At 48.5% G+C, this 24,103-nt stretch carries 26 protein-coding genes; 10 read left to right on the forward strand and 16 right to left on the reverse strand.

Annotation, left to right across the window (positions count from 1 at the left end; translation table 11 throughout):
• Positions 1-75 precede the first annotated feature (75 nt).
• Positions 76-300 (reverse strand): helix-turn-helix domain-containing protein, encoded by a 225-nt coding sequence (locus CWB98_RS10380; protein ID WP_138544804.1) that lies wholly within the window; start codon positions 298-300, stop codon positions 76-78.
• A 264-nt stretch (positions 301-564) separates the two neighbouring features.
• Between CWB98_RS10380 and CWB98_RS10385 the strand changes: the two genes are divergently transcribed.
• Positions 565-1,134 (forward strand): hypothetical protein, encoded by a 570-nt coding sequence (locus CWB98_RS10385; protein ID WP_138544805.1) that lies wholly within the window; start codon positions 565-567, stop codon positions 1,132-1,134.
• A 243-nt stretch (positions 1,135-1,377) separates the two neighbouring features.
• Entirely contained in the window at positions 1,378-2,031 is a 654-nt protein-coding gene (locus CWB98_RS10390; RefSeq protein ID WP_138544806.1) for a hypothetical protein, read from the forward strand.
• Positions 2,032-2,100: 69 nt separating this feature from the next.
• Here the strand turns inward: CWB98_RS10390 and CWB98_RS10395 are convergent, their stop codons facing one another.
• The 9 genes from CWB98_RS10395 to CWB98_RS10435 form a co-directional block, all read right to left on the reverse strand.
• On the reverse strand, positions 2,101-3,909 hold the full coding sequence (locus CWB98_RS10395) for a cytochrome-c peroxidase (RefSeq protein ID WP_138544807.1): 1,809 nt from the start codon (positions 3,907-3,909) through the stop codon (positions 2,101-2,103).
• A 390-nt stretch (positions 3,910-4,299) separates the two neighbouring features.
• The gene (locus CWB98_RS10400) at positions 4,300-4,941 is read right to left on the reverse strand and encodes a twin-arginine translocation signal domain-containing protein (RefSeq protein WP_138544808.1); all 642 of its coding nucleotides are present in this window, start codon (positions 4,939-4,941) and stop codon (positions 4,300-4,302) included.
• A gap of 253 nt (positions 4,942-5,194) precedes the next feature.
• Positions 5,195-5,794: a class I SAM-dependent DNA methyltransferase gene (locus CWB98_RS10405; RefSeq protein ID WP_138544809.1), complete on the reverse strand. Its 600-nt coding sequence runs from the start codon at positions 5,792-5,794 to the stop codon at positions 5,195-5,197.
• 33 nt (positions 5,795-5,827) lie between these two features.
• Positions 5,828-6,277 (reverse strand): hypothetical protein, encoded by a 450-nt coding sequence (locus tag CWB98_RS10410; protein ID WP_138544810.1) that lies wholly within the window; start codon positions 6,275-6,277, stop codon positions 5,828-5,830.
• 265 nt (positions 6,278-6,542) lie between these two features.
• Positions 6,543-6,764 carry a hypothetical protein gene (locus CWB98_RS10415; RefSeq protein WP_138544811.1) on the reverse strand — a complete coding sequence of 74 codons (222 nt, stop codon included), beginning with the start codon at positions 6,762-6,764 and terminating at the stop codon, positions 6,543-6,545.
• A 147-nt stretch (positions 6,765-6,911) separates the two neighbouring features.
• Positions 6,912-7,307, reverse strand: a complete 396-nt coding sequence (locus CWB98_RS10420; RefSeq protein WP_138544812.1) for a hypothetical protein — start codon at positions 7,305-7,307, stop codon at positions 6,912-6,914.
• Between the two features lie 292 nt (positions 7,308-7,599).
• Complete coding sequence (locus CWB98_RS10425) at positions 7,600-8,409, reverse strand: ABC transporter permease (RefSeq protein ID WP_138544813.1); 810 nt, start codon at positions 8,407-8,409, stop codon at positions 7,600-7,602.
• 120 nt (positions 8,410-8,529) lie between these two features.
• Complete coding sequence (locus CWB98_RS10430; protein WP_138544814.1) at positions 8,530-9,567, reverse strand: NAD(P)H-dependent flavin oxidoreductase; 1,038 nt, start codon at positions 9,565-9,567, stop codon at positions 8,530-8,532.
• Positions 9,568-9,662: 95 nt separating this feature from the next.
• Positions 9,663-10,637 carry an alpha/beta fold hydrolase gene (locus tag CWB98_RS10435; RefSeq protein ID WP_138544815.1) on the reverse strand — a complete coding sequence of 325 codons (975 nt, stop codon included), beginning with the start codon at positions 10,635-10,637 and terminating at the stop codon, positions 9,663-9,665.
• Between the two features lie 197 nt (positions 10,638-10,834).
• On the opposite strand from CWB98_RS10435, the gene CWB98_RS10440 reads away from it, so the two are divergent.
• The gene (locus CWB98_RS10440) at positions 10,835-11,017 is read left to right on the forward strand and encodes an alternative ribosome-rescue factor A (RefSeq protein WP_046003563.1); all 183 of its coding nucleotides are present in this window, start codon (positions 10,835-10,837) and stop codon (positions 11,015-11,017) included.
• 80 nt (positions 11,018-11,097) lie between these two features.
• On the forward strand, positions 11,098-11,472 hold the full coding sequence (locus CWB98_RS10445; protein ID WP_046003562.1) for a PH domain-containing protein: 375 nt from the start codon (positions 11,098-11,100) through the stop codon (positions 11,470-11,472).
• On the opposite strand, the gene CWB98_RS10450 is transcribed toward CWB98_RS10445, so the two are convergent.
• On the reverse strand, positions 11,450-12,148 hold the full coding sequence (locus CWB98_RS10450) for an ArsR/SmtB family transcription factor (protein ID WP_138544816.1): 699 nt from the start codon (positions 12,146-12,148) through the stop codon (positions 11,450-11,452). The two genes, CWB98_RS10445 and CWB98_RS10450, sit on opposite strands and share 23 nt — an antisense overlap.
• An 81-nt stretch (positions 12,149-12,229) precedes the next feature.
• Between CWB98_RS10450 and CWB98_RS10455 the strand changes: the two genes are divergently transcribed.
• Together CWB98_RS10455 and CWB98_RS10460 are read left to right on the forward strand one after the other, a co-directional pair.
• Positions 12,230-12,562 (forward strand): NIPSNAP family protein, encoded by a 333-nt coding sequence (locus CWB98_RS10455; protein ID WP_138544817.1) that lies wholly within the window; start codon positions 12,230-12,232, stop codon positions 12,560-12,562.
• Positions 12,559-12,879, forward strand: coding sequence for an antibiotic biosynthesis monooxygenase family protein (locus tag CWB98_RS10460; RefSeq protein WP_138544818.1), 321 nt, complete (start codon positions 12,559-12,561; stop codon positions 12,877-12,879). The genes CWB98_RS10455 and CWB98_RS10460 overlap by 4 nt, the downstream gene beginning before the upstream one ends.
• Here CWB98_RS10460 and CWB98_RS10465 read toward each other — a convergent pair.
• The 3 genes from CWB98_RS10465 to CWB98_RS10475 form a co-directional block, all read right to left on the reverse strand.
• Positions 12,876-15,137, reverse strand: a complete 2,262-nt coding sequence (locus CWB98_RS10465; RefSeq protein WP_138544819.1) for a tetratricopeptide repeat protein — start codon at positions 15,135-15,137, stop codon at positions 12,876-12,878. The two genes, CWB98_RS10460 and CWB98_RS10465, sit on opposite strands and share 4 nt — an antisense overlap.
• Positions 15,138-15,221: 84 nt before the next feature.
• The gene (locus CWB98_RS10470; protein ID WP_138544820.1) at positions 15,222-15,974 is read right to left on the reverse strand and encodes a DsbC family protein; all 753 of its coding nucleotides are present in this window, start codon (positions 15,972-15,974) and stop codon (positions 15,222-15,224) included.
• Between the two features lie 118 nt (positions 15,975-16,092).
• The gene (locus CWB98_RS10475; protein ID WP_171045623.1) at positions 16,093-17,067 is read right to left on the reverse strand and encodes a winged helix-turn-helix domain-containing protein; all 975 of its coding nucleotides are present in this window, start codon (positions 17,065-17,067) and stop codon (positions 16,093-16,095) included.
• A 140-nt stretch (positions 17,068-17,207) separates the two neighbouring features.
• Here CWB98_RS10475 and CWB98_RS10480 point away from each other — a divergent pair, with 140 nt between their 5' ends.
• Positions 17,208-18,164 (forward strand): bile acid:sodium symporter family protein, encoded by a 957-nt coding sequence (locus tag CWB98_RS10480; RefSeq protein ID WP_138544822.1) that lies wholly within the window; start codon positions 17,208-17,210, stop codon positions 18,162-18,164.
• Here the strand turns inward: CWB98_RS10480 and CWB98_RS10485 are convergent.
• A complete protein-coding gene (locus CWB98_RS10485; RefSeq protein ID WP_138544823.1) occupies positions 18,161-18,925 on the reverse strand; it encodes a J domain-containing protein in 765 nt (254 codons plus the stop codon). The two genes, CWB98_RS10480 and CWB98_RS10485, sit on opposite strands and share 4 nt — an antisense overlap.
• Before the next feature lie 2 nt (positions 18,926-18,927).
• The gene (locus tag CWB98_RS10490) at positions 18,928-20,619 is read right to left on the reverse strand and encodes a molecular chaperone HscC (RefSeq protein ID WP_138544824.1); all 1,692 of its coding nucleotides are present in this window, start codon (positions 20,617-20,619) and stop codon (positions 18,928-18,930) included.
• A gap of 250 nt (positions 20,620-20,869) precedes the next feature.
• Between CWB98_RS10490 and ctlX the strand changes: the two genes are divergently transcribed.
• From ctlX to CWB98_RS10505, 3 genes are all read left to right on the forward strand, one after another.
• Positions 20,870-21,784 carry a citrulline utilization hydrolase CtlX gene (gene ctlX, locus CWB98_RS10495; RefSeq protein WP_138544825.1) on the forward strand — a complete coding sequence of 305 codons (915 nt, stop codon included), beginning with the start codon at positions 20,870-20,872 and terminating at the stop codon, positions 21,782-21,784.
• Positions 21,785-21,825: 41 nt separating this feature from the next.
• Positions 21,826-23,286, forward strand: a complete 1,461-nt coding sequence (locus tag CWB98_RS10500) for an alanine/glycine:cation symporter family protein (protein ID WP_249364657.1) — start codon at positions 21,826-21,828, stop codon at positions 23,284-23,286.
• 564 nt (positions 23,287-23,850) lie between these two features.
• The gene (locus tag CWB98_RS10505) at positions 23,851-24,102 is read left to right on the forward strand and encodes a TIGR03643 family protein (protein ID WP_138544826.1); all 252 of its coding nucleotides are present in this window, start codon (positions 23,851-23,853) and stop codon (positions 24,100-24,102) included.
• The last annotated feature ends 1 nt before the right edge of the window (position 24,103 follow it).

Genomic DNA, 24,103 nt, shown 5'->3' on the forward strand with positions numbered 1-24,103 from the left:
GTGCGGTACACCCAGACTATAGGCGTTTGAAACGCTGCTAGTCTGCTTTTGTAACGCTCTTTTATTGAGGGGGCTTTACTGCTCAGTCAAGAGCTCGGCAACGGGTATCTGGTAAAAGCGTGCCAGATCGCCTGCCGTACGGTAGTACACCCGGTTGCCACATTCGGCGCGTTTCAGCGTGGCAATCGACACACATAAAGCCTGGTCCTGGCATGCGCATGCCAGCTTTTCCTGACTCAGGCCGAGACTTTTTCTTAGCTCCTTGAGCCGGCGACAATTGAGTTTGACTCTACCGTCCATTGAAGTGCTCCTGACTGGTTTGGATGCTAAGGCTAGCAGCCCAGAATGCTTTTTGCCAAATTGTTAAAGCCACTTAAAGTGTCCACTTTATGCTACACACTGTCAGCATTTTTTCACCCTAATGTCTTATTTTGGGGGCAGGGAAACTGATACCGAACTGATACCAAACTGATACTAACAAGCGTGTCATTCGCATCTACACTGAGTGCCAGTTGAATAAGCCCCGCATGGTGCGGGATTACTGGAAATAATAAGGAAACAATTATGTCTCAGACAGTTCATAACCTGGGTGCCTATGGTTCAGTTGTACTGGCGAAAGATTTCAGCAAAGACTTTATCAATGCGTTTGAGCACATTAATCAGCGCGATGGTGTAAAAATCACCCCACTGGCAGGTCAGTCTCAGGTGGTTAATGGTATTAACTATGCGTTCTACTGTTTGGTTGAGCCGGTTGTTGCACCGAACGTGGCAAAAGTGAACAAACTTGAGCTTATCGTGATCCATGCGCTGGATGACAAGTACACTGAAACAGCAGAGCGTGTATTAAGCCGCCCTGTACTTGTGCCACCTATCGGTTCGTTTGATGGTGTCGCACTGCGTGATGAGTTCACCGATGCTGAAAAAGCGGCGGCTGAGCAGATTGAATCACTGGTTGGTGTACGCTATGACATTCTGGCGGCTCAGCAACAGGTTGTTGCAGGTCTGAACTTTGTATTCTATACCGTGGCTACGCCAGCGACACGCAATGGTCAGGCTTTCTTCGCTGAAATTGAAGCGCACCGAAACCTGGACGGCAGACTTGAAAACTTCAATCTGATCCCGGTTCAGCCTTAACCTTAATTTTTGGCAACGTTGATGTTTTGCCGCCCGGTTGACCCCGGGCGGCTTTTTCTTTTTTGTCTGCCAGTAAAGGGGAGGTGTAACCGCAAGGCCGGTTGGTCTATAAAGTCATGATAGGCTGTGCTGCCAGAGACCAACAAAGCAAGTTTGAAGGGACTCATGCATGAGCACACGTGTACCCAGATGTCTTTATCATTGCTTGCTATACTGAGTGGAAACACTCTGAGGGAACCAACAATGAGAGTCATTCTGCTCACTATTTTACTGTTTACAGCACAGGCTTCAGCCGATGAAAAACAAGCCCCGCCGCTAAACCCAGCTTACAAAGGGGAGCATGGCATGGCGCTGATGAACCGAGGTTCACGTATTTATGCGACCAACTTTCCGTCGTACAGCTTACCCAATGATATCCATGTCGTATACCGACTGGAGAACCCGGATGTGGCTTTTCTGAGTCTGGTTCGTGATGCCAAGCTAATCACCATTAAACCGGAGCCGTTTAATTTGCAACGATTGGAACGGGGAGAAGAAGTTATGATCACCGCAGATGTTTATGAAGGACATTATGCGCGTGGTGGCAGGCTGGTATATCCACAAAGACAGTTGGTGCTCAGTGATAAACTTTTTGCCCGAAAGCTCAGCAAGCTGGAGCCTGCGTCTCAGTGGCATGAGTATGACATGATTGAAATCAACAAAACGGAACGTATTTACGTTCACAAAATACAGCAAAGACCCAGTTTTAACCATCTGATTTTTGTCGACTTAACAGGGGCCTGCCTGCAAAAATTTCGGGCTTCTAAACGGGTACCCAGCGAAGGTGAATTGGCCTATAAGTTTATTAACTGCGGCACACTGAAACAGCTTTTTTATGATGCTGAGAGTTATATGTAGGCGCTATCGGATTGAGAAAAAGTGTGAATAAAAAGGGCTGCACAGGCAGCCCTTTTTGGTTGGGTCGAGTTAAAGCGGATTGCCGTTTTTGTCTATGGCATCAAATTGGTGGCCATCAGGTCCGCCATCTCGGGGCGGGATGAGCACATCTATCGCGTTGCTGCCAGCCACCGCATTGGGGTCGGTGAGTGAGCGCAAGAAGGTGGCCAGGTAATGTATTTCATCACTGGTGAAGTGTTTGATGATGGCATCATCGCCTCTGTCTGAATTTGCTCTGTTCTCGGCGTTAAGTGCCAGAACAAACGCTTCGCCTCCACCAACAACCTGGCGGCACTGCTCTGTTGTCAGATGCTGAAATTGTGGCAGCTGGCATGTTTCAACATTGTGATAAAAGCTTTCCAGGGAACCGGTTACGTCATTGTAGTGCTCGATAACGCGCTCTAGTGAAGGAAAAACCCCCTTATCGCCGTAAGGCGCAGTGATCCCAACATTGAGCAGACTCGGCATGCGGAACTGGTTTTTGGCATTACCATCGGCGACGGCGTTTGGCCCAATCTGCGGGTAAAGCGGGCCGCGGGTTTTTTCCGGGGTAAACATCACGCCATCGTGGCAGTTAGCACATCCTGCTGAGGTGTAAAACAGTAGTGCACCGCGTTTTTCTGTATTGTTGAGGCGAGCCATATCACCTTCGATGTAGTTGAAAAAAGGGTTGTCGATAAACAAGAATGAGGCCTGGTAAGCCGCAAGTGCTCTGGCGATACGCAAGAAGTCAATCTGCTCGTCGCCGTAGGCTGCTGCGAAGTGGCTTTTCCATTCATCGGCCAGTCGGCTGGCAATAAATTCACGATAGACTTGCGGGGATTCAAAGCTGGTTGGATCGCCCATTTCAGCGGCTGCGGTGACAGGGAAATGAGCCTGAGCCATTAACAGGCGCAAGGGATCTGTATTGGCAACCTGGCTGTTCATCAGTCGGGTTACATCATCTTCAGGGGTCATAATCGGGGCCGTGGATACCAGACCCACTTCACTCTCACGGTTGCTCTGACGCAGTTTAACCCTTTGATCCCAGAACATACTGTTGACCCAAAGAGCTGTGTTACAGATCTGCGGTGAACTGCGTCCAACAGAAGGGATAGTATTGCCGTCGGTGCGGCCCAGTCCGATGACATCTGGGTTCTCAGCATTGACGCCGATGGATAAAGACAGGCCATCGCCTCCACACCCTTGTGCAGGGTGGTGGCAAGAAGCGCAGGAGGTATCATAGTCTTGACTCAGCGCCTTACTAAAGAACAGTCGTTTACCCAGATCAATCAGTTTCGGGTCTTCCTGTCGACGATAGCGGGCAACATAGGCCTGCATATCTTCCAGCCCTTGCTGCAACTCATAATGTTCAATGACTTTGCCCATGCAGGTATCGAGCTGCTCATCCGTCACGGCATTGAGGTCGTTGGTACCGCACAAATCGACTAAACGCGCAATGCCAATATTTATTACTGAACCATTGCGCATGCCATCGTTGCTATCACTTGCCAGTGTAGTCACCGTTTCGATGTTCGACGGCTCACTGATGAGCTTGTTTTTATCTTTGCCTTTGGCAAAAGCTTGCACAAAATAGCTGTATTCAGTACCCGCCATCGCACTGTCATCTTGGTAAAAGGTGAGTGTGGTTCGGGCAATGCGTTTGCCGTCCCGATAGATGCGATAGCCTTTGATATTGCTGGTATCTTCCGGTGCCTGCCAGCTTAGCGCAACTTGATTGCTGCTGTGTACTTTTGCCGTGAATTGTTGCGGGGTGGGGAGCATGTCGGTATTTGCCTGAACTATCCCTGAGCATAAGCTCAGAGGCAGTAACCATAGCCCGAATAATCTTGCTTTCATAGGTATGATCCTTAACAACAGCGTGTGGTTGGGTAGCGCTTGCACACTGCTGTCTGTAACGTAACTGAGAGTGTGTATTGTCCCCGCGGCATGTCGCCGAGAAGGTCATTATTGTGTGGAATATAAAATTGCGATTCCAACATTAGTGTAGGAATGAAATAAGGAAGAAATGTGTATATTTTCTATTTTTAATCATCCTTTATTCTGTTTTTTGTCGCCTTGTATCTAGAGCATTTATTCAAAGGTGATGTTCTGTCCCTGAGATAGAAAACTTTTCTAGATCAGCGTGTTACCATGTTCCTATACTTGGTGTGTATAAGTAAAATGGGTAGGCCCACTTTAAGCGTGGGCCCATCATTTAGAATGAAGCTGAAAAGGGGGCTAAAGGCTCTAAAGTGGGATCTTTTGTATCACCAAGTTGAACAGGTAGTGATTTTCACGTTCAGTTCGTTTGACCGTCATAAGCGCCTGCTCCTGTGCACTTTTTCGTTTAAACAGGCCATCTTTGTGATTCAGTGGGTGATCCGGAAAGTACAGTTGAGTCAGTAGCGTGTCATAACCCAGCTTAGACGCTTTAAGGTGAATATGTGGTGTGCGTTGACTACTGGCATTGAGCGGGTAGGCACCCGGGAACACGGTTTTGAAACGAAACCGTCCTTGTTTGCCACTTTGTATGATGGCCCAGGCCTGAAAGTGTTCATCGATAGGTGCCTCGCTGGTATCGTGAGGGTGATGATATTTACCAAAAGCATTCGCCTGCCACAAGTCTAACGTGACATCTTCAACGGTATGTCCCTCGTGATCAAATACTTGCCCGGCTATTTCTATATGCGTTCCCTGAGCCACACCTGATTTGCCGGCCACCCGGGTCAGATCAGCATCCTGATCTTTTTGTGGGATAATGGGGTAATAGGGCCCCTCCATTTCTCTGGGAGTCAGCATTGTTTGAGCCTGTGCGGCAGAGGCAAAAGCACCTGCCAGCGTGCCTGCTGCGAGATTTTTAATAAAGTGACGTCTGGAGTTGTGCGACATAAAACACCTGAATTTACGTTGTTATCTGCTACTCAGCTTAGGATGCGGTGTATTCTGATGTCTTATTAAAAAGCTATTTTTTACTTAAATAGATTTATGTTTGGTGCAATGAAGTCTATAACAATTTGTAATATATGGTTTTATTTTCTATTTGCGTTGCTTTTACCAGTGAATGCGTCTTTGGAACAGTTTGGGCTTAGCCTGGGTTAAATGTGCCCCCACATGCTTTTGGGCTCTTGCGTTGATGTACCGATCACGGTTTTTCTACAACCAGATAAGTGTGAACCTCTGGGTACTGGTCGAACTCTAAATGTCTGATAATGCAGCCCATGTCGATGAATAGTTGTAAGAACTCGGTTACACCAAGTGACGAATAGTAAACCTCTGGCCCCATAGCATTGTTAGTGTGGCAGCCAGCCTGCGTTGTGCCACCAAATGAAAATATAAACACGCCTCCGGGGTTAAGACTGTTGATGATCTTAGCGAGCACCGGCTTTTGCTCCGATAAAGGTATGTGCCAGATGCTGTCCCATGCTGTTATAAAGTCATATTTATCTGGCAACATGTAGGTGCAAATATCACCCTGCACAAAAGAAATATCTGGATGCTTACGCCTTGCCAGAGCGAGCATCTTTTCTGAAATATCTAAACCAGTTGGCTTAAAGCCTTCATTAACCAGCAACTCGATAAAACGACCAGTGCAACCGCAACCAATATCCAGCGCATTGCCGCGATGTTTAACAAAACGAATCGCCCTCTGGTGTTGTGCAATGCCATTGGTCATATCAAACTCCTCACGCTCCCAGAGGTGGGTAATTTGATTGTAAGCTTTTCCTATTTCTTTTGGCTTCATGGCTGGTTTCCTGAAGTTAAAACACCTGTAGGTTTACTTACAACGAGTGCCGTTATCAACGAACCGATACGCCACAAATTGATTCTTTCCATTATTGGGCTGATTCGGAAAAACTGGAGCATGCTCAAAGCGACCATTTAAAACATCATGCCAAAAACACCTTACTTGTTTTTGGGGGTGACTTTCTGAAATCGTCTCTAACTTTGACCGAATATCCTCGTCATCCAACAGCAGCTCTGCAAATGCAAAAGTAACATCTATCTCATATGCGCTCATGTTATTGTTGTCCAACATATCGAGTATGACAGACTTATATTCTGTTTTGTTTTCCATAAATATCTGTACAGCACCATCACCCCAACCTGAGCCCATTAAGTTCATCTTATGTAATAGAAAGATTTGCACAGTCTTGCTCGTCAAAACAGCGATATAAAGCAATAACAGTAAGAGTAATAAGTTTCTAAAAAACTTAACTAAAGCCACGGTATTCCTTTGTTGTATAAAGCTAAGTAGAGCAATTTATCAAGGTTGAACCTTTGATCAAGTGCTGTGTCCGATTACCAAGCTAAACTAAATGTTGAAGTATCAGCCTTGTAAGTCTTTTAGGGTGTGAAGAAATAGAGCGATTGGGGATGGTACTTTGTTAAGCACCATCTGCCGGTTCTGGCATCAACTTCCCTCTGGGCGTCATTTTGGAAAGATCATTGAGCAGTGTTGATAGGCACTCGCCTTGAACACGGTGGCTTAATCAGTCACCGCCGCCATCAGAGCTTCCACCGCCGCCAGAATCGTCGTTACTCAGCTCTATACTAACTCTGGTTTTACCTTTTGATGTGCTGAAGGAGCTCAGAATGAAAACAACACCTCCAGCGGCCAATAACCAGCCTATTTGTTCCGGTGACCTTGAAGTCAGTTTTTCATATCCGATATAAGCAAGCGCACAGCCTGCAATAAATGGTATTAATTTCATCAGATTACTCTTCCAGTTGAAGCCCTATATTATTGATAAAACACCCACTCCAATAATTGTGCGTTATACCAAAGCAGGTGATATCGACATAAGTACTTTCGGGCAACTCCCTCAAGCTGAGTGTCTTTTAATTCAGAATTAACGCCCTCATTTTGAGTTTTGGCGATATAGAGTTGTCATTTTTCCATTGCTACTCTTAAAAGTAAAAACTTTGTCATTTAGCTTAATGATTTCATCGCACCAATGCGTACCAGTAGGTATAAATTCAGGTTGAGATGTTTTGCTGATGGTTAAACAGCTACTAAATTTAAACTTATGTTTTACTTGATAGGTTCCCTCGAGCTTGTACTTTACTGGTGTCTCGGGAATTTGCCCCCAAGATTTAAGGCTGCCATCAGCGAAGTACTGATCATATCCCCAAAATGTTTTCCCTCCATCTTCTGAGTTTCCCCAAATTCCAATCAAGTCTTTTGGATTTATTTCACTCGCATTCGATGAAGATATACCAATAAATAAAGCTGTTAAAAAGATAAGTTTTTTCACCGTTCCTTCCTAAAAATTATAGTTGTACACTCACCACAATTAATCTGTTTGTACACTGTCTGACTATATTGAAAGTCAGCCATTTAAGGCTATATGCAATTTTAACCTATCAACAATCATAGGGCTTCTCATGCGGCTTTACTTTGTGCAAAGCAAGCTCATCGGTAAAGGAAGCAAATTAGATCCCGCATGCCAATCGTTGCTTTCATGTTTTAGTTAGTGCTTAAAACAAGAGCTCGCAGCAGTTTTGCCTTATCTTCAATATAGGTCAGGTATGTTTGTCTTTTGCTATTTAGCCATGTTCAGTGATTCCTTGCTCCAGACACTCAGAATTTAGTCTGCCCTGCGGGCTAATCACACTACGCACGGCGATAAATAAGCATACGGTAATAGACACACTCATCATGACCCAGACGGCAATCATGATCATCACCTGATATTTGATGGCGACCATGGGGCTGGCACCGCCGAGGATCTGGCCGGTCATCATGCCGGGCAGCGATACCAGGCCGGTAGTGGCCATGGTTGCCAGAATAGGCGCCAGTGCTTTTTGCAGCGCATTTTGTACAAAGGGCAAAGTGGCCTCGCGCACCTGTGCACCCAGCGACAGTGCGGCTTCATATTCAGGCCAGCGGGTTTTAAAAGCATCGAAAAAGTGTTGCAGGCAAACGATGTTGGCATTGAGGCTGTTGCCCAGCAACATACCTGCCAGCGGGATCAGGTACTGTGCATGGTAATAGGGCGTTGGCTGGATAATCACCAGGGTGACAAAGCTTAACAGGGGTAAGAGGCCGGCACACAGCCCGGCAAACACGGCCACAAAGAGCGGACGCCTGGGCAGGCGGGCTTTACTGAGAATAGCGCTACTGCCTATGAGTAGCATCACCAATAACCAGGCGAGGTTCACCCAGAGATTATTAAGGGTAAACAGATATTCCAGATACAGGCCGACCAGCAATAACTGTACAACCATGCGGATCAGCCCGATAACGGCTTCTTTGCCAATATTGAGCTGATACAGCGCGTTGATAGCAAAAGGCAGCAGCAGGATAAGGCTGAATAAGCCTAGCTGCCACCACTGGATGTCGATTACCTGTTGCATCTGGGTGTCTGACTAATATAAGTGTTTTAATTACAGTCGATTATTACACACAATTATTATACAGACAGTCATTTAAAATCACCCGGTGACCTTACTTGCGAAATAAGCTGTTATTGCAAATCACTCTGCCAGTAACTTGCTTACCCGGGCATGCTCGGTTTTTGCTTCAGTCATGATTCGTTCGATCAAAACCTCAACAGGCTCGATATCTCGGATCATTCCCTGTGACTGGCCAATAAACTGGACGCCCTGTTCCAGATCGCCCCTGATCGTGGCGGCTTCGAGTTTTTCGGTGGCGGCGCCAAAGAGGGTCAGCATACGGATTTTGTCGAACTGAGCCAGTAAGCCCAGTAGTAATTTCCACAGTGGCATATCGACCATTTTTGAGGCCTTAAAGGACTTAAAAACGGCCACAATGGGATTCATCGGGCGGCGGGTGGCTTTTTCTGCCATCGGAGTCTTCATTACCCGAGCATAAAGACCATCGAAGTTTTTAGAGTAAATGGTGTCGGCGACTTTTTTATCGACAACAGCCTGCTTTACATTCTGGTGGACCGGACTTTGTGTGCTGGTTGCCAGACGAGAGCCCATGGCAACGGCATCGGCCCCCAGTGCCAGTGCCGCCAGCAGACCTTTGCCGTCGGAAAATCCACCTGCCGCGATAACGGGAATGTCGACCAGCTCAACAATGTTGGGCACTAAGCACAGGGATGTGACCTCACCGCCGTGTGCGGCGGCTTCATGGCCGGTTACCAGCAGGGCATCCGCCCCACTTTTTTGCGCGGCCAGCGCATGCTTTTCGGTGACTACGGTGGCGATGGTTTTGCCGCCGTAACGTTTAACGCCTTCCACTATCCAGTCGCCTTTACCCAGCGAAAAGTTAATCACCGGCACCTGCTCAGCCAGCGCAACTTTGGCGTTTTCTTTCGCACCGGGCATCAGCAAAGTGATCCCAACGCCAAAGGGTTTGTCGGTGAGGGTGCGAATTTTGGCTATGGCCTGGCGGGTTTGCTCCTGCGTTAATGGTCCGGTGGCTAAGATCCCCAGGCCGCCGGCATTGGATACGGCTGCAACCAGCTCAGGAACTGAGATCCAGCTCATGCCCGGTAAGACGATGGGTTTTTCTATGCCCAGTAAGTCGGTAATACGTGTTTTCATGTTGATGATTTTAACTGGTCTGATGTGTTGTTAAGCATACCGATAAAGTTGCTCAGAAGAAAAGTGAATATTGCGCCAAAGTACATATTTAATGGCTAGGGCGTTTTCTCTTGCATGGATAGTGGTATCTCTTTTTGCGTATCCGCCTTTTTCTTTCGCTTCTTTTTCAGTCGCTTGAGTTCAGCTTTTTTAACGTGTTTGGCAATCCACTTGGCCATTTTACCCATCAGTATGGGCGGAAAGTCATGCCCGAGGCCTTCTACCACTTTGAGCCGTGCCTTGCGGATCTCAGCGGCGGTTTTCTGGCCCGCAGTAAGCGGAAAAATCGGGTCGTGAGTGCCATGGATCACTAAGGTGGGGGCTTTGATCCGAGTTAATAAATGACGCCGGTCGCCACTTGCCGTTATAGCCGCGAGCTGGCGTTTAAAGCCTGCCGGGTTATGGGCCCGGCTGATATGCATAGTGGCCTGCTCACGGAGGGTTTGCTCATCTCTTGGGTAGGCCGGACTACCAATCAGTTGATTGAGTCTGACATTATACGAAATAGCTGCCTGGGGGCTGTTGTTTCGGGGAGTGAGCCGTGCCAGCTTGATCAGAACCCCCAGGCTTTTCCCTGAGATCAACTGGTTGTTTGAGTTAGACATAATTGAGGTCAGGCTGAGCACTTTTTTACGCTGCTTGGCTGCCAGAATTTGCGCTATCATACCTCCCATTGAGGCGCCGACCAGATGGGCTTTTTTAATTTTTAGCGCTTTCATCAGCGCCAGTACATCGTCTGCCATATCCTCTAGTGAGTAGGGGGCCTGTTTACCAAATGGCACTTTACGACGCAACCAGGTTTTGAACAGGTTGGGCGTACCATGTTCGTCAAGGTGACTCGATAGCCCGGTATCCCGGTTATCAAAGCGGATGACTCTAAACCCTTTGTCGACCAGGCCAAAATACAGCTCGTCAGGCCACACCGTCATTTGTGCGCCCAGTCCCATGATCAGAATGATGGCGGGGGCATGTCGGTTACCGCAATCCTGATAGCTCAGGGTAATGCCATTTGAGGTTTTAATGCTGCGCATAGGGTTTTACAGGGCGACTCTACGGTTAAGAAAAAAGTATAGCGCATAGAGAGTTACAATCTTGAGCTGAAGGCGAAATGAACAAAAAATTTTTTACTAAAAAAGTAAAAAATTGACTTGCGTACGATGGGGAATACATCAATAATCAGCGCGCCACAATTGGTGGTTATTTAAACTAAATTCAGGAGCAAAAGAGCATGGCAAGCAAGCGCAGCCAGTCCCACGAACATTTACGTGGCGACATTAAAGACAACGCTTTAAAAGCATTGGTAACCAGCCCGCTGTTTAGAAGCAAAGTAGAGAAGAGCAAAAAAGGCAAAGGCAGCTACCGTCGTAAGGACAAACACCAGGGCCGAGAGCCTTACCTTATGGCAGCTTAGGCGAGCAATAAGATAAGGTTTTCGACAAACAGCTGTTATGTTACTAAGCTTGTGGCTGATTAAATAAAAGGAGCATCCAGATGGGACTATTAAGTGGGTTATTAGGCAATGCCAGCGAAGTAGACAGCGATGAGCTGGACAAACTACTCAACGATACCCTGATAGAGGGGGAGAGCGTAGCACAGGCCTATAAAGTGATCCGGGATATGTTTGTGTTTACGAACAAACGCCTGATCCTGATAGATAAGCAAGGCGTTACTGGCTCGAAGGTCGAGATGCTGAGCATTCCGTACGGTAAAATCACCAAGTTCAGTAAAGAATCGGCGGGTCATTTTGATCTCGACGCCGAGCTGAAAATTTGGATTGGTTCTGAACCCGAACCGCTGACTAAAGAGTTTAAAGCGGGTGATAATATTAATCAGGTGTATAAAATCATTTCTCAGTATTGCTTGTAAACGCAATACCATAGGTTTTTGCAAAGAGATCACCGCGGGTTTTATCCAGAATAAGTGCCCGGGAGTCTGGTACTCTTTGCAGCCACCCCCGCTCAAGTGCATCATTTAAAATCCATTGCCCCAGGCTACCTGCCAGGTGGTTGCGCCGCTCACTCCAGTCCAGGCACGATTTACAGATCGGGCGCTTTTTCTGCTTAAGCGTGTGAACGCAGACACCTAATTGCTCAAAAAAGGCGATCCCCTTTGGAGTCAGCAGGGTTTCAGCTTGTTTGTCTTCGATGTAGTTAGCTTCAGCCAGCGCGTCATATAGCTGTATACCCAGCTCACCTGCAATATGGTCATAACAAACGCGTGCGTGTCTTAAATAGGGGTCTGCTGGTCCTGTGTGTGTTTTCAGTGTTATTTCGCTACTGAGTGTCAGTAATTGCTCAATTAACCCTGCAACTTTTTGACTCTTCAACTGGAAGTATTTATGCCTGCCTTGTTTTCTGACCGACAGTAACGAGCCTTCAACTAATTTCGCCAAATGGCTGCTGGCAGTCTGGGCTGTTATGTCCGCTTCTAATGATAGCTCCGTTGCTGTCAGGGCTTTACCCGACATGAGAGCGACGAGCATACGGGCTCTGGCGGGCTCGCCAATTAAGCTGGCAATTAAGGTAATGTCGGGTTCGTGCATAGGAATAGTTCGATATTGACCGAAGCATAGCTATTGGGTGGTCTGTATAGTGCCTAAAAACACTAACGGAGACAATGCACTATGATCACTTGTTTTATCGAATATCAGTTAGACCCGAGCAAACTGGCGCTGTTTGAGCAATATGCCCGAAACTGGGGAGAGATCATCCCAAGGTGTGGCGGAGAGCTGATCGGCTACTTTTTGCCACACGAAGGCACTAATTTTGTGGCTTATGGCTTGATCAATTTTGCCAGCCTGGCCGAATACGAGGCGTATCGGGTTCGGCTTAAGGCGGACCAGCAAGGCCGGGATAATTTTAACTTTGCGCTTAAAGAGCGGTTTATTTTGCAGGAAAAGCGCAGCTTTTTATCTTGTGTTCCCCAAACGTTTTTGCAGGGAGTGAATACACAGTGATAGCCGTTATTTTTGAAGTGACCCCGCACAGAGACAAGCGGCAGGTTTATCTGGATGTTGCGGCGGACCTTAAATCCTGGCTACAAGACATAGACGGATTTATATCCATAGAAAGGTATCAAAGCCTGAGCGACTCCGGCCGGTTACTGTCACTTTCGTTCTGGCGGGATGAGGCGGCGGTACAGCAATGGCGAACACAGGAAGAACACCGAGCAGCCCAGCAACAGGGACGGGAGCACATCTTTGAGCATTATCGCATTCGCGTAGCATCGGTGCTGCGTGATTATGGCAGCCATGACCGGAAGCAGGCGCCTTAGTTTACCACCAGAGGTAGTTTTATCACCATCTTCAACCCGCCCAGCTCACTGTGCTGGGCATAAATGGTGCCCTGATGCGCTTCAATCAGGCTTTTACAAATAGCCAGACCCAAACCTGAGCCGCCTGTACGTCGGCTGCGAGATTTTTCTACCCTGAAAAGCCGTTCGAATATTTCGTTCAGGTGCTCATCTGCAACACCGGGTGCGGTATCTTCCAGGGTAATGTGGATGTGCTTTTGCTGCTGCCAGACCGTCAGCCGTTGTTTACCTGGCTTATCTGTGTATAAAGTACTGTTGGCGATTAAGTTCGTGAGCACCTGCTTGATGCGATCGACATCCCAGCTGACCGTGATCTCACCAGTGAGCTGAATCTGGGCTTCCCAGTCAAAGCCTTTACCGTGCGTAAACTGAGCAAACTCACGCTCCCACAGTGTCATCACTTCGGTCAGGTTACATTGCACCAGATTCAGGTGTAAACTTTGTGAGTCGGCCATTGCCAGCTGGTGAATGTCTGAAATAAGACGGTTGATATCCGACAACTTACGATTGATGGTGTTGTAAGAGGCATCCACGTCCTGAGCGATGTTGAATTGTAACGCCTCAACCTGTAACTGTAAGGCAGTCAGTGGTGTGCGGATCTCATGGGACACATCCGCCAGCATTGCATTCTTTTTATCCACGACTTCTTGTAATAGTGTTGCCCGCTCCGCCGCCAGTTTGCGCTTTTTAACTTGTCGATAGGCAAGTGCCGAAATCAGAATAAACAAGGCAGCTGACGCCAACCACCACGCGCGCAGTTGCCACTCTCTCTGGCTGAGCTCAGCCTGATGAAGCGCTCTGTCCAGGTTCAGGCTTTCAATTTCCTGCTGCTTGCGCATAAACTCAACTTTGCTTTGCAGGGCTGCCAGGGTGAGATTATGCTGGTTTTGCCCTAGAGTATCGCTTAGCGCGTGGTAGGCTTGAGTTTCAGCCAGAGCCTGTTGATGCAACTCAAGCGCCTCAAAAGAAATTGCGCGCAACTCATGGAGTTCAAGCCTATGCTTTTTGTCCTGCATTGAAGTGGCGGCAGCCAGCGCAGTGTCGCTCAGTGCGATGGCATCTTCATGGCGTTGTTGTGCCTGCGCCAACTTGATAGTGCTGATCTGTAATAGGACCTCGATTGACTCAAACTGGTGCTGGCTGGCCAGTGCCAACCCTTGCTCCAAATGTGTTTGTGCTTTACTGAGGTTATTTTGCTTCAGTGCAATTAGGCCTTGCAGGTTGAGCACTCTGGCCTGGCCGGTTTTTGAGTCAACCTCCAGGTAGAGCCCGTAAGCTTTGCGCGCATATTGCAGCGCAGTCTCATATTCCTGACGTTCCAGTTCGATATAGCCTATCTTCATGGCACTGTTGCCAATGTGTAATTTATTACCGCCTTGTTCATCAAGTGTATGAGCCTGTTGAAAGTGCGGCAGGGCTTGCTCGAAGTTATCCATTTTCCGATACACTTCGCCCGTTTCGTATAAGGCATCGGCAATACTCGCTCTATCATCCAGTTTAGTGGCCAGCTCAAAGACCTGGGTCAAAGTCCCTAGCGCGGTGGTGTAATCTCCTAAAATGGCCTGAATAATACCCAAATTTTGCAATGCACTAAGGTAGAGTAAGTCTTCACCGAGATCCCGTAACACATTGGTTGAGCGCTGGGCGATTTGCAGTGCCTCGATATATTTATCCTGACGCCTAAGAACGGAAGATATTCGCTCATATGACCTGGCCATTAACTCGTTATGACCAATAGCCAGAGCATCCTCAAGTGCATCTCGGTAGTGCTGCTCAGCCTGAGGAAAATGGTTTTGCTGGTCTTCTATGTAACCTAGCAAAAGCTTCGAAAATACAGGGTAGTATGCATCTTCAAGTTGTATTGAGCGAGTGGAGAGCTGATTTGCTGTAGCTTTAGCCGCCTCATAATCCCCCTGACGTATATACAAAAAAAACAAGGATTCAAGGGCCTGAAAGTGGATATCAGGTGTATCGGGCACGGGCATGTCAAGCAATGAGAGATAGGCCTCTATGGCCTCATGCTGGTTAAGCGATTGTGCATGTGCCAATTTCTGGCGTGCGGCCTGCAAAGCTTCTGATGGTGGGGTTGCTGTGCTGTTGTTTGCATAAGCTACCGGCACGCCGGGCATTGTGAGCAGTATCATCAGCGTGCCTATTCGAAACCATGCCAGCGGGTGGGAAAAGCCTAATACGCGGCGGGTATGACAGATATTCAGCATTGCATCCTCAAAGCAAACACGCACACAGGGCGAGCAAATTATGCTGATATACTAACCCGATTTATCCCGAGCTCTCAATAGCTATCACTTTTCCAGTCGGGCGACGAGCTCTTTGGCCGGTACGTAGCCAGGTAACGCTTCCCCATTTGGTAGCAAAATGGTTGGCGTGGACTGAAAGCCAAATTGCCTGGCCAGTGCGACCTGGGTATCCAGTGAGTGTTTACACGCTGCGTTTTGAGTTGGGGTTGGCGTGCTGCGCATGGCTGCGTCCATTGCCTCGTTAGGCCTTTTAGCACAAAGCGTTGCTGCGGTTTTTTCGTAGGCTGGACTGCCTGCGCGACCTCTGGGGATCATAACGTAATGGACGGTGACGCCCAGCTGATTCAATGCAGGCAACTCTTTATGGAACTTACGACAGTAGGGGCAGTCGATGTCTGTAAAAACGGTAATGCTATACTTTTCATCGGGTGCAGGATAAGTAAGTAGTTGCTCATAAGGGATGTTAGCTATGTTCTGCTGGTTGGCGATTTGCTGTATTTTGGCAATATGATCCACCCGGTTACGCACATCGATGACACGACCACTGAACAGGTAGTTGCCATCTTTTGACAGCAGCAAGTGTTCATTGCCCAGGGTGAGACGATAGAAGTCGTCCGAGTAGGGGTGCAGGTCAAAATCAATATCTGTTCCTGTCAGCGCCTGCAATTTACTTTTTGCTTTTTCCATTTGGGTCACTGGTGCCGCAGAGACTGGGCTTTGGGACTGAGCAGCCAGAGGCGGGGCGCTTAGCAGGGCAGTCCCAAGCAGTAAAGTAGAAAACTTACAAGACAAATTCATAGTGATGATTTCCGGTTGTGATTAGATTACACCGGTTATAACGTGTGCTGGCACACAGGGCTTATAAATTCGTCTTAAGCTACCTAAAATATTCTATCAAACTAATAAAATCAGTGATTTAAGCAAGCCGTTCTCGGCCGGCCTGAACGTCGTGACTTGCAGGACATAACCGCATAGAGGTCGGTCCCGGCTGGGTAAGCTGCTTGCACAGGGTCGCCTGCTGCGAGTGTGTGTCTGGCGTTGTGACCAGCTGTACTGTAGCATTTTGTAATTTTGGGGAGTGCAGCGGTGCCGGTTGCGCTAAGATCAAGTCAGCGATCCGCTGTTGCATGACCACGGCACTGCAAATTGCCTGTTCATCTATGGCCTGTTGTCCCTGAATGGCAAAATCCAGTGCTTCAGTAAATCGGGCCTGGCTGGCAGATAGGCGGCTCAGCACGTCGGATGCCTGAGAAAAATAATAGCTGTTGGCCAGAGTATGTTTAACAACATTGTTGGCATAATGTTGTGCCTGTGCAGTGTCTTTGAGTTGCAGCAGGGTTTCGGCCATCAGTAACTGAGCTTCAATTGAGTCTGGGTTTTCCTGAAGACTGAAAGTCAGCCATTGCTGTGCGTGTGCGTAGTCCTGTTGCTCAAAGGCAATGATGGCCTTGTGATAGGCCGTCAGCGCGGGCAGAAAGGTTGGTGTTGTGGTTGCACTATGCTGATTGTTTAGATAGGCGGTGCTGACGGTACCCAGAGACAATACCACTGAGGCCGCCAGAGCCGCTAGCTGGCGCATTGGACGAGTCGACACTCGTTTGGTCTTTACCTGCCAGCAGTAACCCTGGTTTGGGTAGGTGCGGATCAATTCCTGCTCAGGTGCTAGCTTTCTGAGCTCGCTGATCAGCTGAAATAAACGGTGGTCTTGTACATAGGCATGGCCCCAGACCGCTTCAATGATCTGCTGTTTGGTGACAAGAGTATTGGCATGTTGTAACAGGTAGCCTAATACCTGGGCGGCTTTCGGGCGCAGTTCCAGCGTTTGTTTTCCTTGCTTAAGCGTATGGGTCTGGCAGTCGAAACGGTATGATAAAAAGCGGTACTCGGCCATGTCAGTCCTTCGGGAATGTCCACAATATAGGCCTAACCTTATCATAAAGATGAGAAAAAACGAGTGCAGTGGCAGGATTTGTTTTCGCTTGCGAATAAGGTATAACAAAGACACTTTTGCTTTCAAACCGAGCGCTTACTATGCTGCGTCTTGTCATTCAACTGTTCCCCGTATGGGCCATTGCACTGAGTGTGTGTGCGTTCTATTCACCGGCGCCATTTGTCTCCTTAAAAGCCGCCATTATTCCTCTGCTGGCGTTCATTATGCTGACCATGGGATTAACCCTGACACCTGGAGACTTTCACCATGTTCTCAGCCAGCCTAAAGCTGTGCTGACGGGACTTGTATTGCAGTTTAGCGTGATGCCGGTGGTGGCCCTGTTGATTGCTATGTTGTTTCAGTTTGATGCTGATCTGACTCTGGGCATGGTGCTGGTTGGGTGTGTCGCCGGAGGCACGGCCAGCAATGTGATGTGTTTTCTGGCCAAAGGTGATGTCGCTTTATCTATTTCCATGACAGCCATGAGTACCTTGGCTGGCGTGATCCTGACTCCCTTGCTGGTTGAGTTACTGGCCGGTCAGGTGGTGGATATTCCGCTGGCCGGAATGATGCTGAACTTACTCAAAATTGTGTTGTTCCCGGTACTGGCAGGCGTGTTGATCAATCATTTTTTCAGCGATGTAGTGAAAAGATTCACTCCTTTATTACCTCTGTTTTCCGTGGCTGCTATCGTGCTGATCATTGCGATTGTGGTGGCGTTAAATGCGGCCACCTTGCCAACCATAGGACCAATTGTGGCGTTGGCTGTGGTACTGCACAATACGACAGGGTTGTCACTTGGGTATCTGGTTGCCAGACAGCTGGGGTTACCTGAAAAGAGCTGCCGAACGATAGCACTGGAAGTGGGGTTACAAAACTCGGGTCTGGCGGTTGCGCTGGCAATGAAGTTTTTTGCCCCGGCCAGCGCGCTGGCCGGGACTTTGTTTTCGATTTGGCACAATGTCAGTGGTTCGGTGCTGGCTGCCTGGTGGCGAAAGCGCAGCAGTGGTGCTAAATCTTTACCAGCCCAGCAGCCACATGAAGTGCCGGATGTTTAGATAGAAATCATGATCAGGCCCAGAGCACAGAGAATGGTCAGGCCGATAAATAAGTTCGCAATATTGCTGGTGTCACCAACCGGTTCAATGCGAATTTCTGGTTCTGGCATCTCTTTGTGGGTCATGTTGTAAAAGTCGGGATGGCCCACCTGCTCCTCCAGCGCCTGATCTTCTGCCCAGTCAAAGTGCAGGTTCAAAAACACCAGGACTTCTATATCCAGAGGAACCACCTCTGCTCGCTCCGATTTTTGATAGTTCAGTATGGCGTAAAATATCCGATGCGAAGCCGCTCTGCGGTTCTGCACATCCACGCAGGCAGGATGTTCAATCAATAACTGCCAGGCACCTCGCTGATTGCGGCGATAGGAGTTATCCAGCAACTCCGCCAGTTCTTTTTCAAACTGCAGCATTTCGTTGTTGTCAGCTGGCTTGAACGATTCAACATGGCTTGCGTGTTGCTCCTGGCCAGAAAAGTCGGGCTGCTCGATTGCCTCGGGTAAAGTGGCTGAATGCGCAGCTTCTGGCTCAGCCTGTGTGTCAGACTGGTTGTGCAGCTCATCTGTAGAGCCCAGTTTTACGCGTTGCTGTGGCTGCTCATCCAGATGAGCCAACGCTGCGTCATAGGCTGCGCGCAGTTGTTGAAACCCCTCGGGGTCTTCATCGGGTTTACACAACTTAAGCTTACTTGTATAGGCACGTTTTATGGTCTTTTTATCGGCATTGGGGTCGATGCCCAGTACTTCCCAGGGATTGTCTGTCACTTTTACTCACCTAATTCTTCTAAAAACCGGGTAATTTCCTGATATGCCTGATCGATGCGCTGGCTGTCCTGGCTGCTTAAAGCGGCTTCCCAATACGTGATTAATTCTGCGATTTGCTCACGATATTGGGCACGGCTTTGTTCGTAGATGCGCTCCAGTTTCGCCATCAGCAGTCGGTTACGTTGCTGCGCTCTTGGGTGCACTTTGAGCTTTTGCATTTTCTCTTTCAGCTGGCTTTTTTCCTTATCTGTCAGCGTAGACGACGATTGCTCAAAGGTCTGGCTGAAAGTTTGCTGTGTGCGCTCAACGATGATGTCCACGTCCAGCAGGCCACTGATATCGTAAGTAAAACGCATGCGGATCATTTTGTCATCAATGTTGTCTGACTTGGGCAACGGCACATCAATTTCACCCAGTTTGATATTGTTTTTTACGTAGCGGCTCTCACCTTGATACACAGTCATCAACAGGCGCTTCTGGTCTTTATGAACAGGGTAAAATATCTGCTCTTTACTGCTCGGCAAGACCGTATTGCGCTCGATAATAGGGGTAAAATAGTTACCGACCTTGCCATCGTTATCGTGTTCATTGTGAGTGCCTGTGCCCAGGCTGAATGCAGAAACGTCGGTCAGTACCACGTCATCCAGGGCGTCATTTTTATCCACCAGGCCTGCCTGGATACCCGCGCCCAGCGCAACCACCAGATCAGGGTCAAGCTGGGAGGTTGGAAAGCACTTGAGTGCTTTGATAAGGCATTGTTTATAGATATTCATACGTGATGCGCCGCCGACCATCACAATATGGTCTATGTCTGAAGGGCTCAGGCCTGCGTCATTAAATGCCCGCTCAATGGGTGAGAGTAAGCGGTTTAGCAGCGGTTGACAGATGTCGCGCATTTTCTCTTCAGTGAGCTCGTAACTGAAGGTTTGCCCGCTTAGTTCTATGTCAAAGTTTGATTGTTTTTCGCCACTCAAACGACATTTACACTCGTCAATCAGGCGGGTCAGGTTTTGCTGTTCATGTTCGTTAAGTTGCTGGGGCTCCAGCTGGTGCTGGCGCAAAAAGTCTGAAATCAGCAAGCCGGTAAAGTCTTCACCACCCAGGTGATTGTCGCCGGCGGATGCTTTGACTTCCATCACCCGGTCGAAGTATTCCAAAATGGTCACATCAAAGGTGCCGCCGCCCAGATCCAGGATCAGGTAATGGGTGTCATCTTCTTCAGATTGCAGGCCATAGGCCAGCGCCGCCGCCGTGGGTTCATTGATCAACCGTAACACTTCCAGTCCGGCGAGTTCGGCTGCCAGTTTGGTGGCCTTGCGCTGATAATCGTTAAAGTAGGCCGGGACACTGATCACGGCTTGTGTGACGGGTTGTGACAACTGGGCTTCGGCGTCTGCCTTGAGAGACTTTAGCACCAGGGATGATAACTCAGCGGCACTATAATGCTGCTTGCCCAGTGTTACGGTACGCTGCGTACCCATATAGCGTTTAAACAGCGCGGTGGTTTGCAATGGGTGTGAGATCAGTCGTTCTTTTGCTGCTTTGCCAACCAACACCTCACCGCTATTGTCGATACCAACTACTGAAGGTGTCAAATAATCGCCCAAAGAGTTGGGGATTAACACACTTTGTTCGCCATCCCAATAACTGACTGCACTATTGGTTGTGCCTAAGTCGATACCTACCGTGATCATAACTACTTCCTGGGTTTGTAAAATCAGCGCTTAGTGTATTGACTTTGGGTATGGGAGTAAATCACTGCTACCGTTTTTGCATTTATTTTCTTATAGTCGTAAATCGATGAAAAAATATTCCAGGTAGTTGTACGTCTATTCTGTACACCTTGTCAGTGCAGGACGCAGGTTCTTGGAGCTTGTACGCGTGCTTTGCAGCATAAAAGGTAACGAATTTTTTTCAGTTTCAGCTAAGAGAGGTATCTCAGTTATGTTTCCACAAGCGCCCAGTGCCGTTGTGATGATCCGGCCACACCATTTTTTGCCCAATGAAGAAACCCGAGCCGACAACAGCTTTCAGTCTCAGGACCAGCAATTTGACGGCGGCATCAGTCAACAGGCCTATGAACAAGTATCGCGTGTGGCAGAGCAGTTGGAGGAGGCTGGAGTAAGGGTGCACTTATTTGAAGATCTGGGCACGGATACGCCCGACTCAGTATTTCCTAATAACTGGTTTTCGACGCATGCAGGAGGACAAATTGCCATTTACCCTATGTATGCGAAAAATCGTCGCAGGGAGCGTCGCACAGACATTATAGAGCTGCTTAAACGTGAGTATCGGGTACAAGATGTAATCGACTATTCTGGTCTGGAATACGACGATCTGTTCCTCGAAGGCACGGGGGCTATGGTGCTTGACCATATCGAGCGTGTTGCTTATACGGCGCGATCTAAACGCACGGATTCACATGTGCTTGAGCGTTTTTGTAGTCACTTTAATTTCGAACCTATGGTATTTGATGCCATCAGTGAGCAGGGCGTGCCTGTCTATCACACCAATGTCCTTTTGTGTGTTGGCAGTGATTACGCGTTGGGTGGGTTTGACATGATTGTGGACCCAAAACGGCGCGCAGACATTAAACAAAGATTGCAGCTCGCAGGTAAAAAGCTGATAGAGTTGAGTGAGGCACAAATCAATGCGTTTTGTGGCAACGCCCTGGAACTTAGCTCAGACAAGGGTCGTATTTTGGCGCTGTCACAAACGGCCTATGATGCACTGGCGGCAGAACAAATAGCGGTACTAGAATCATGTGTCAGCTTATTGCCGCTGAACGTCTCTGCAATAGAACTCGCGGGCGGGTCGGTGCGCTGTATGCTGGCGGGTGTGCACTTATCCCGGCGTTAGACGCCGGGAACAACCACAATAATTACAACAGGCAGGTGAGTATGATGGCATTGATTGTAGACCCGATTAACAATCTTCTTTGGGGACAGGGCCAGATACTTATTTACCTGCTGCTGATCGCCGGAGTGTGGTTTACCTGGCGACTGAAATGTGTCCAGTTTCGCCATTTTGGCCACATGTTCAGCGTGATGAAAGGTAGCATGAGTGGAGACAGTTCTGGGATCAGTTCTTTCGCTGCATTGTGTACCGGTCTATCTGCGCGGGTGGGCACAGGAAATCTCGCCGGCGTCGCAATGGCTATATCTTTGGGCGGTAGCGGTGCGGTATTCTGGATGTGGGTCATTGCGCTGCTTGGCATGGCGACCGGGTTTGCGGAAAGTGTTTTAGGTCAGTTGTATAAAGTCCGGGATGAGCATCGTGAGTTTCGTGGCGGTCCTGCGTACTACATTCGTGCTGGTTTGGGTAAGCCTAAACTGGCGGTGGTGTTTGCGCTGTGTTTATTCCTGGGGTATGGCTTTAGTTTCAGCGCCATGCAGGCTAATACAATTGCTGAGGCACTCAATAATACCTTTGCCATTAATCCGCTTTTTACAGGCCTGGTGATTGCCGCGCTGGCTGGCATGATAGTGTATGGCGGCTTGCGCAGTATCGCTCGGTTTGCTGAACTGATCGTGCCATTTATGGGCCTGGCGTTTGTCGCAACGGCTCTGGTGATCTTAATTATCAATATTACCCAAGTACCTGCTATGTTGCTGGATATTATTCAGTCGGCATTTGGCCTGACCGAAGCCGGTGCAGGGGCATTGGGCGCAGCCATTAAAAATGGTATTCAGCGAGGGCTGTATTCAAACGAAGCCGGGGCAGGCAGTGTCCCCCATGCTGCTGCAGGCGCGACACCCGTGCCCAACCATCCGGTTGCGCAGGGATATGTGCAAATGCTCGGTGTGTTTATAGACACTCTGGTGTTATGTAGCTGTACTGCTGTGGTGGTGCTATTGTCAGGGTTACCTGTCAGCGGAGAAATGGCGGGGATCAGTCTCACTCAAAACGCCATGCAGTCGCACTTTGGAGAAGCGGGCGAGTATCTGATAGCGGCCGCAATTACCTTGTTTGCTTTTACCTCTGTGGTGGCCAATTACGCTTATGCAGAGAGCAATCTGCACCTATTTAAATTGGATAACAAAGCCGGGCGCCTTGGTTACACCGCGGTTTACCTGGCTATGGTATTGTGGGGCGCAAGCGCTACCTTACAACAAGTCTGGAGCCTGGCAGACATGGCACTGGGGTTAATGACCTTAGTGAATATTTACGCCATCATTCAGCTCACCCCGACCATTATGAGTCTGACCAAAGACTATCAGACCCAGAAAAAGTCAGCCCAGACAATCCACTTCGACCCCACCAATGTCCACTACCAAGGCTCCCTACACGAGGATGTTTGGGTTCAGCAAGACCGAAGCAAAGCTTCGCAGCTTGCTGAACGCTCAGCCATGGATGGATGAGCCGGAAGCCCTCCACAAGGAGGTGTTTCCACTCGTAGCTAAGATTAAGTATCTCTTTTTTGCGAACGCGAGACATGGATGTTGATGACACGCGTTACGCGCCGGAAGCCCTTCACAAGGAAGTGTGCCCACTCGGATTACAACTTTGCATGTTCACCGTCATTGTGTTTGGTACTGACGCTGCCCGTAAACCATGCTAAGCGCGATTTGTGATATTAGCCTGTAAGCAGAAACCGACTCCAGGCCGGCATGACCATGGCGTAGGCTGTTCATGTTTACAGATTGACTGTGAGAATCAGCATACTATGCTTTGCCATTGTGCATGATGCATAAATCTAGAAAGCAATCATACGATTTGTACTCACCCCAGGGGGCCACCAAAGCCCGGAGATGGTTACTTCATTCTCACTTTTTTCTCAGTACTGGACTGAATTGCTACTTCATTATCGCAAACCCGCGAAATTCTCCAGCCCATAAAAAAGATCATCAACGTTCTAAACCACAGAGCCTTTTGGCTCGTAATGTCACTCACTAATAAAGCTGGACAAGCCCTGAGAGTACATAATGCAGTTAACGAATGATGAACAATCAAGAGTCATCGAGATGGCGTGGGAAGACAGAACGCCGTTTGAAGCCATAGAGCAGCAATTTGGACTAAATGAATCTGCGTTGATCAAGCTGATGCGTCATCACCTTAAGCCTGCCAGTTTTCGATTGTGGCGCAAACGGGTGAGTGGTCGGACAACCAAGCACAGCAAGTTACGTCCTGCGGAGGTTTCCAGGGGCTATTGCCCGACACAGTATAAGCATCGTTAAT

This window comes from Pseudoalteromonas rubra, assembly GCF_005887115.1.
Classification (GTDB): domain Bacteria; phylum Pseudomonadota; class Gammaproteobacteria; order Enterobacterales; family Alteromonadaceae; genus Pseudoalteromonas; species Pseudoalteromonas rubra_F.

What these genes read in the sequence shown, in the direction of transcription:
- CWB98_RS10445 (WP_046003562.1), top strand. Translation starts at nt 11,098, where the DNA reads ATGGGACTATTAAGTGGGTTATTAGGCAATGCCAGCGAAGTAGACAGC.
- CWB98_RS10390 (WP_138544806.1), top strand. Translation starts at nt 1,378, where the DNA reads ATGAGAGTCATTCTGCTCACTATTTTACTGTTTACAGCACAGGCTTCA.
- CWB98_RS10405 (WP_138544809.1), bottom strand. Translation starts at nt 5,794, where the DNA reads ATGAAGCCAAAAGAAATAGGAAAAGCTTACAATCAAATTACCCACCTC.
- CWB98_RS10400 (WP_138544808.1), bottom strand. Translation starts at nt 4,941, where the DNA reads ATGTCGCACAACTCCAGACGTCACTTTATTAAAAATCTCGCAGCAGGC.
- CWB98_RS10440 (WP_046003563.1), top strand. Translation starts at nt 10,835, where the DNA reads ATGGCAAGCAAGCGCAGCCAGTCCCACGAACATTTACGTGGCGACATT.
- CWB98_RS10500 (WP_249364657.1), top strand. Translation starts at nt 21,826, where the DNA reads ATGATGGCATTGATTGTAGACCCGATTAACAATCTTCTTTGGGGACAG.
- CWB98_RS10480 (WP_138544822.1), top strand. Translation starts at nt 17,208, where the DNA reads ATGCTGCGTCTTGTCATTCAACTGTTCCCCGTATGGGCCATTGCACTG.
- CWB98_RS10425 (WP_138544813.1), bottom strand. Translation starts at nt 8,409, where the DNA reads ATGCAACAGGTAATCGACATCCAGTGGTGGCAGCTAGGCTTATTCAGC.
- CWB98_RS10395 (WP_138544807.1), bottom strand. Translation starts at nt 3,909, where the DNA reads ATGAAAGCAAGATTATTCGGGCTATGGTTACTGCCTCTGAGCTTATGC.
- CWB98_RS10450 (WP_138544816.1), bottom strand. Translation starts at nt 12,148, where the DNA reads ATGCACGAACCCGACATTACCTTAATTGCCAGCTTAATTGGCGAGCCC.
- CWB98_RS10475 (WP_171045623.1), bottom strand. Translation starts at nt 17,067, where the DNA reads ATGGCCGAGTACCGCTTTTTATCATACCGTTTCGACTGCCAGACCCAT.
- CWB98_RS10490 (WP_138544824.1), bottom strand. Translation starts at nt 20,619, where the DNA reads ATGATCACGGTAGGTATCGACTTAGGCACAACCAATAGTGCAGTCAGT.
- CWB98_RS10455 (WP_138544817.1), top strand. Translation starts at nt 12,230, where the DNA reads ATGATCACTTGTTTTATCGAATATCAGTTAGACCCGAGCAAACTGGCG.
- CWB98_RS10380 (WP_138544804.1), bottom strand. Translation starts at nt 300, where the DNA reads ATGGACGGTAGAGTCAAACTCAATTGTCGCCGGCTCAAGGAGCTAAGA.
- CWB98_RS10505 (WP_138544826.1), top strand. Translation starts at nt 23,851, where the DNA reads ATGCAGTTAACGAATGATGAACAATCAAGAGTCATCGAGATGGCGTGG.
- CWB98_RS10435 (WP_138544815.1), bottom strand. Translation starts at nt 10,637, where the DNA reads ATGCGCAGCATTAAAACCTCAAATGGCATTACCCTGAGCTATCAGGAT.
- CWB98_RS10470 (WP_138544820.1), bottom strand. Translation starts at nt 15,974, where the DNA reads ATGAATTTGTCTTGTAAGTTTTCTACTTTACTGCTTGGGACTGCCCTG.
- CWB98_RS10415 (WP_138544811.1), bottom strand. Translation starts at nt 6,764, where the DNA reads ATGAAATTAATACCATTTATTGCAGGCTGTGCGCTTGCTTATATCGGA.
- CWB98_RS10385 (WP_138544805.1), top strand. Translation starts at nt 565, where the DNA reads ATGTCTCAGACAGTTCATAACCTGGGTGCCTATGGTTCAGTTGTACTG.
- CWB98_RS10430 (WP_138544814.1), bottom strand. Translation starts at nt 9,567, where the DNA reads ATGAAAACACGTATTACCGACTTACTGGGCATAGAAAAACCCATCGTC.
- ctlX (WP_138544825.1), top strand. Translation starts at nt 20,870, where the DNA reads ATGTTTCCACAAGCGCCCAGTGCCGTTGTGATGATCCGGCCACACCAT.
- CWB98_RS10465 (WP_138544819.1), bottom strand. Translation starts at nt 15,137, where the DNA reads ATGCTGAATATCTGTCATACCCGCCGCGTATTAGGCTTTTCCCACCCG.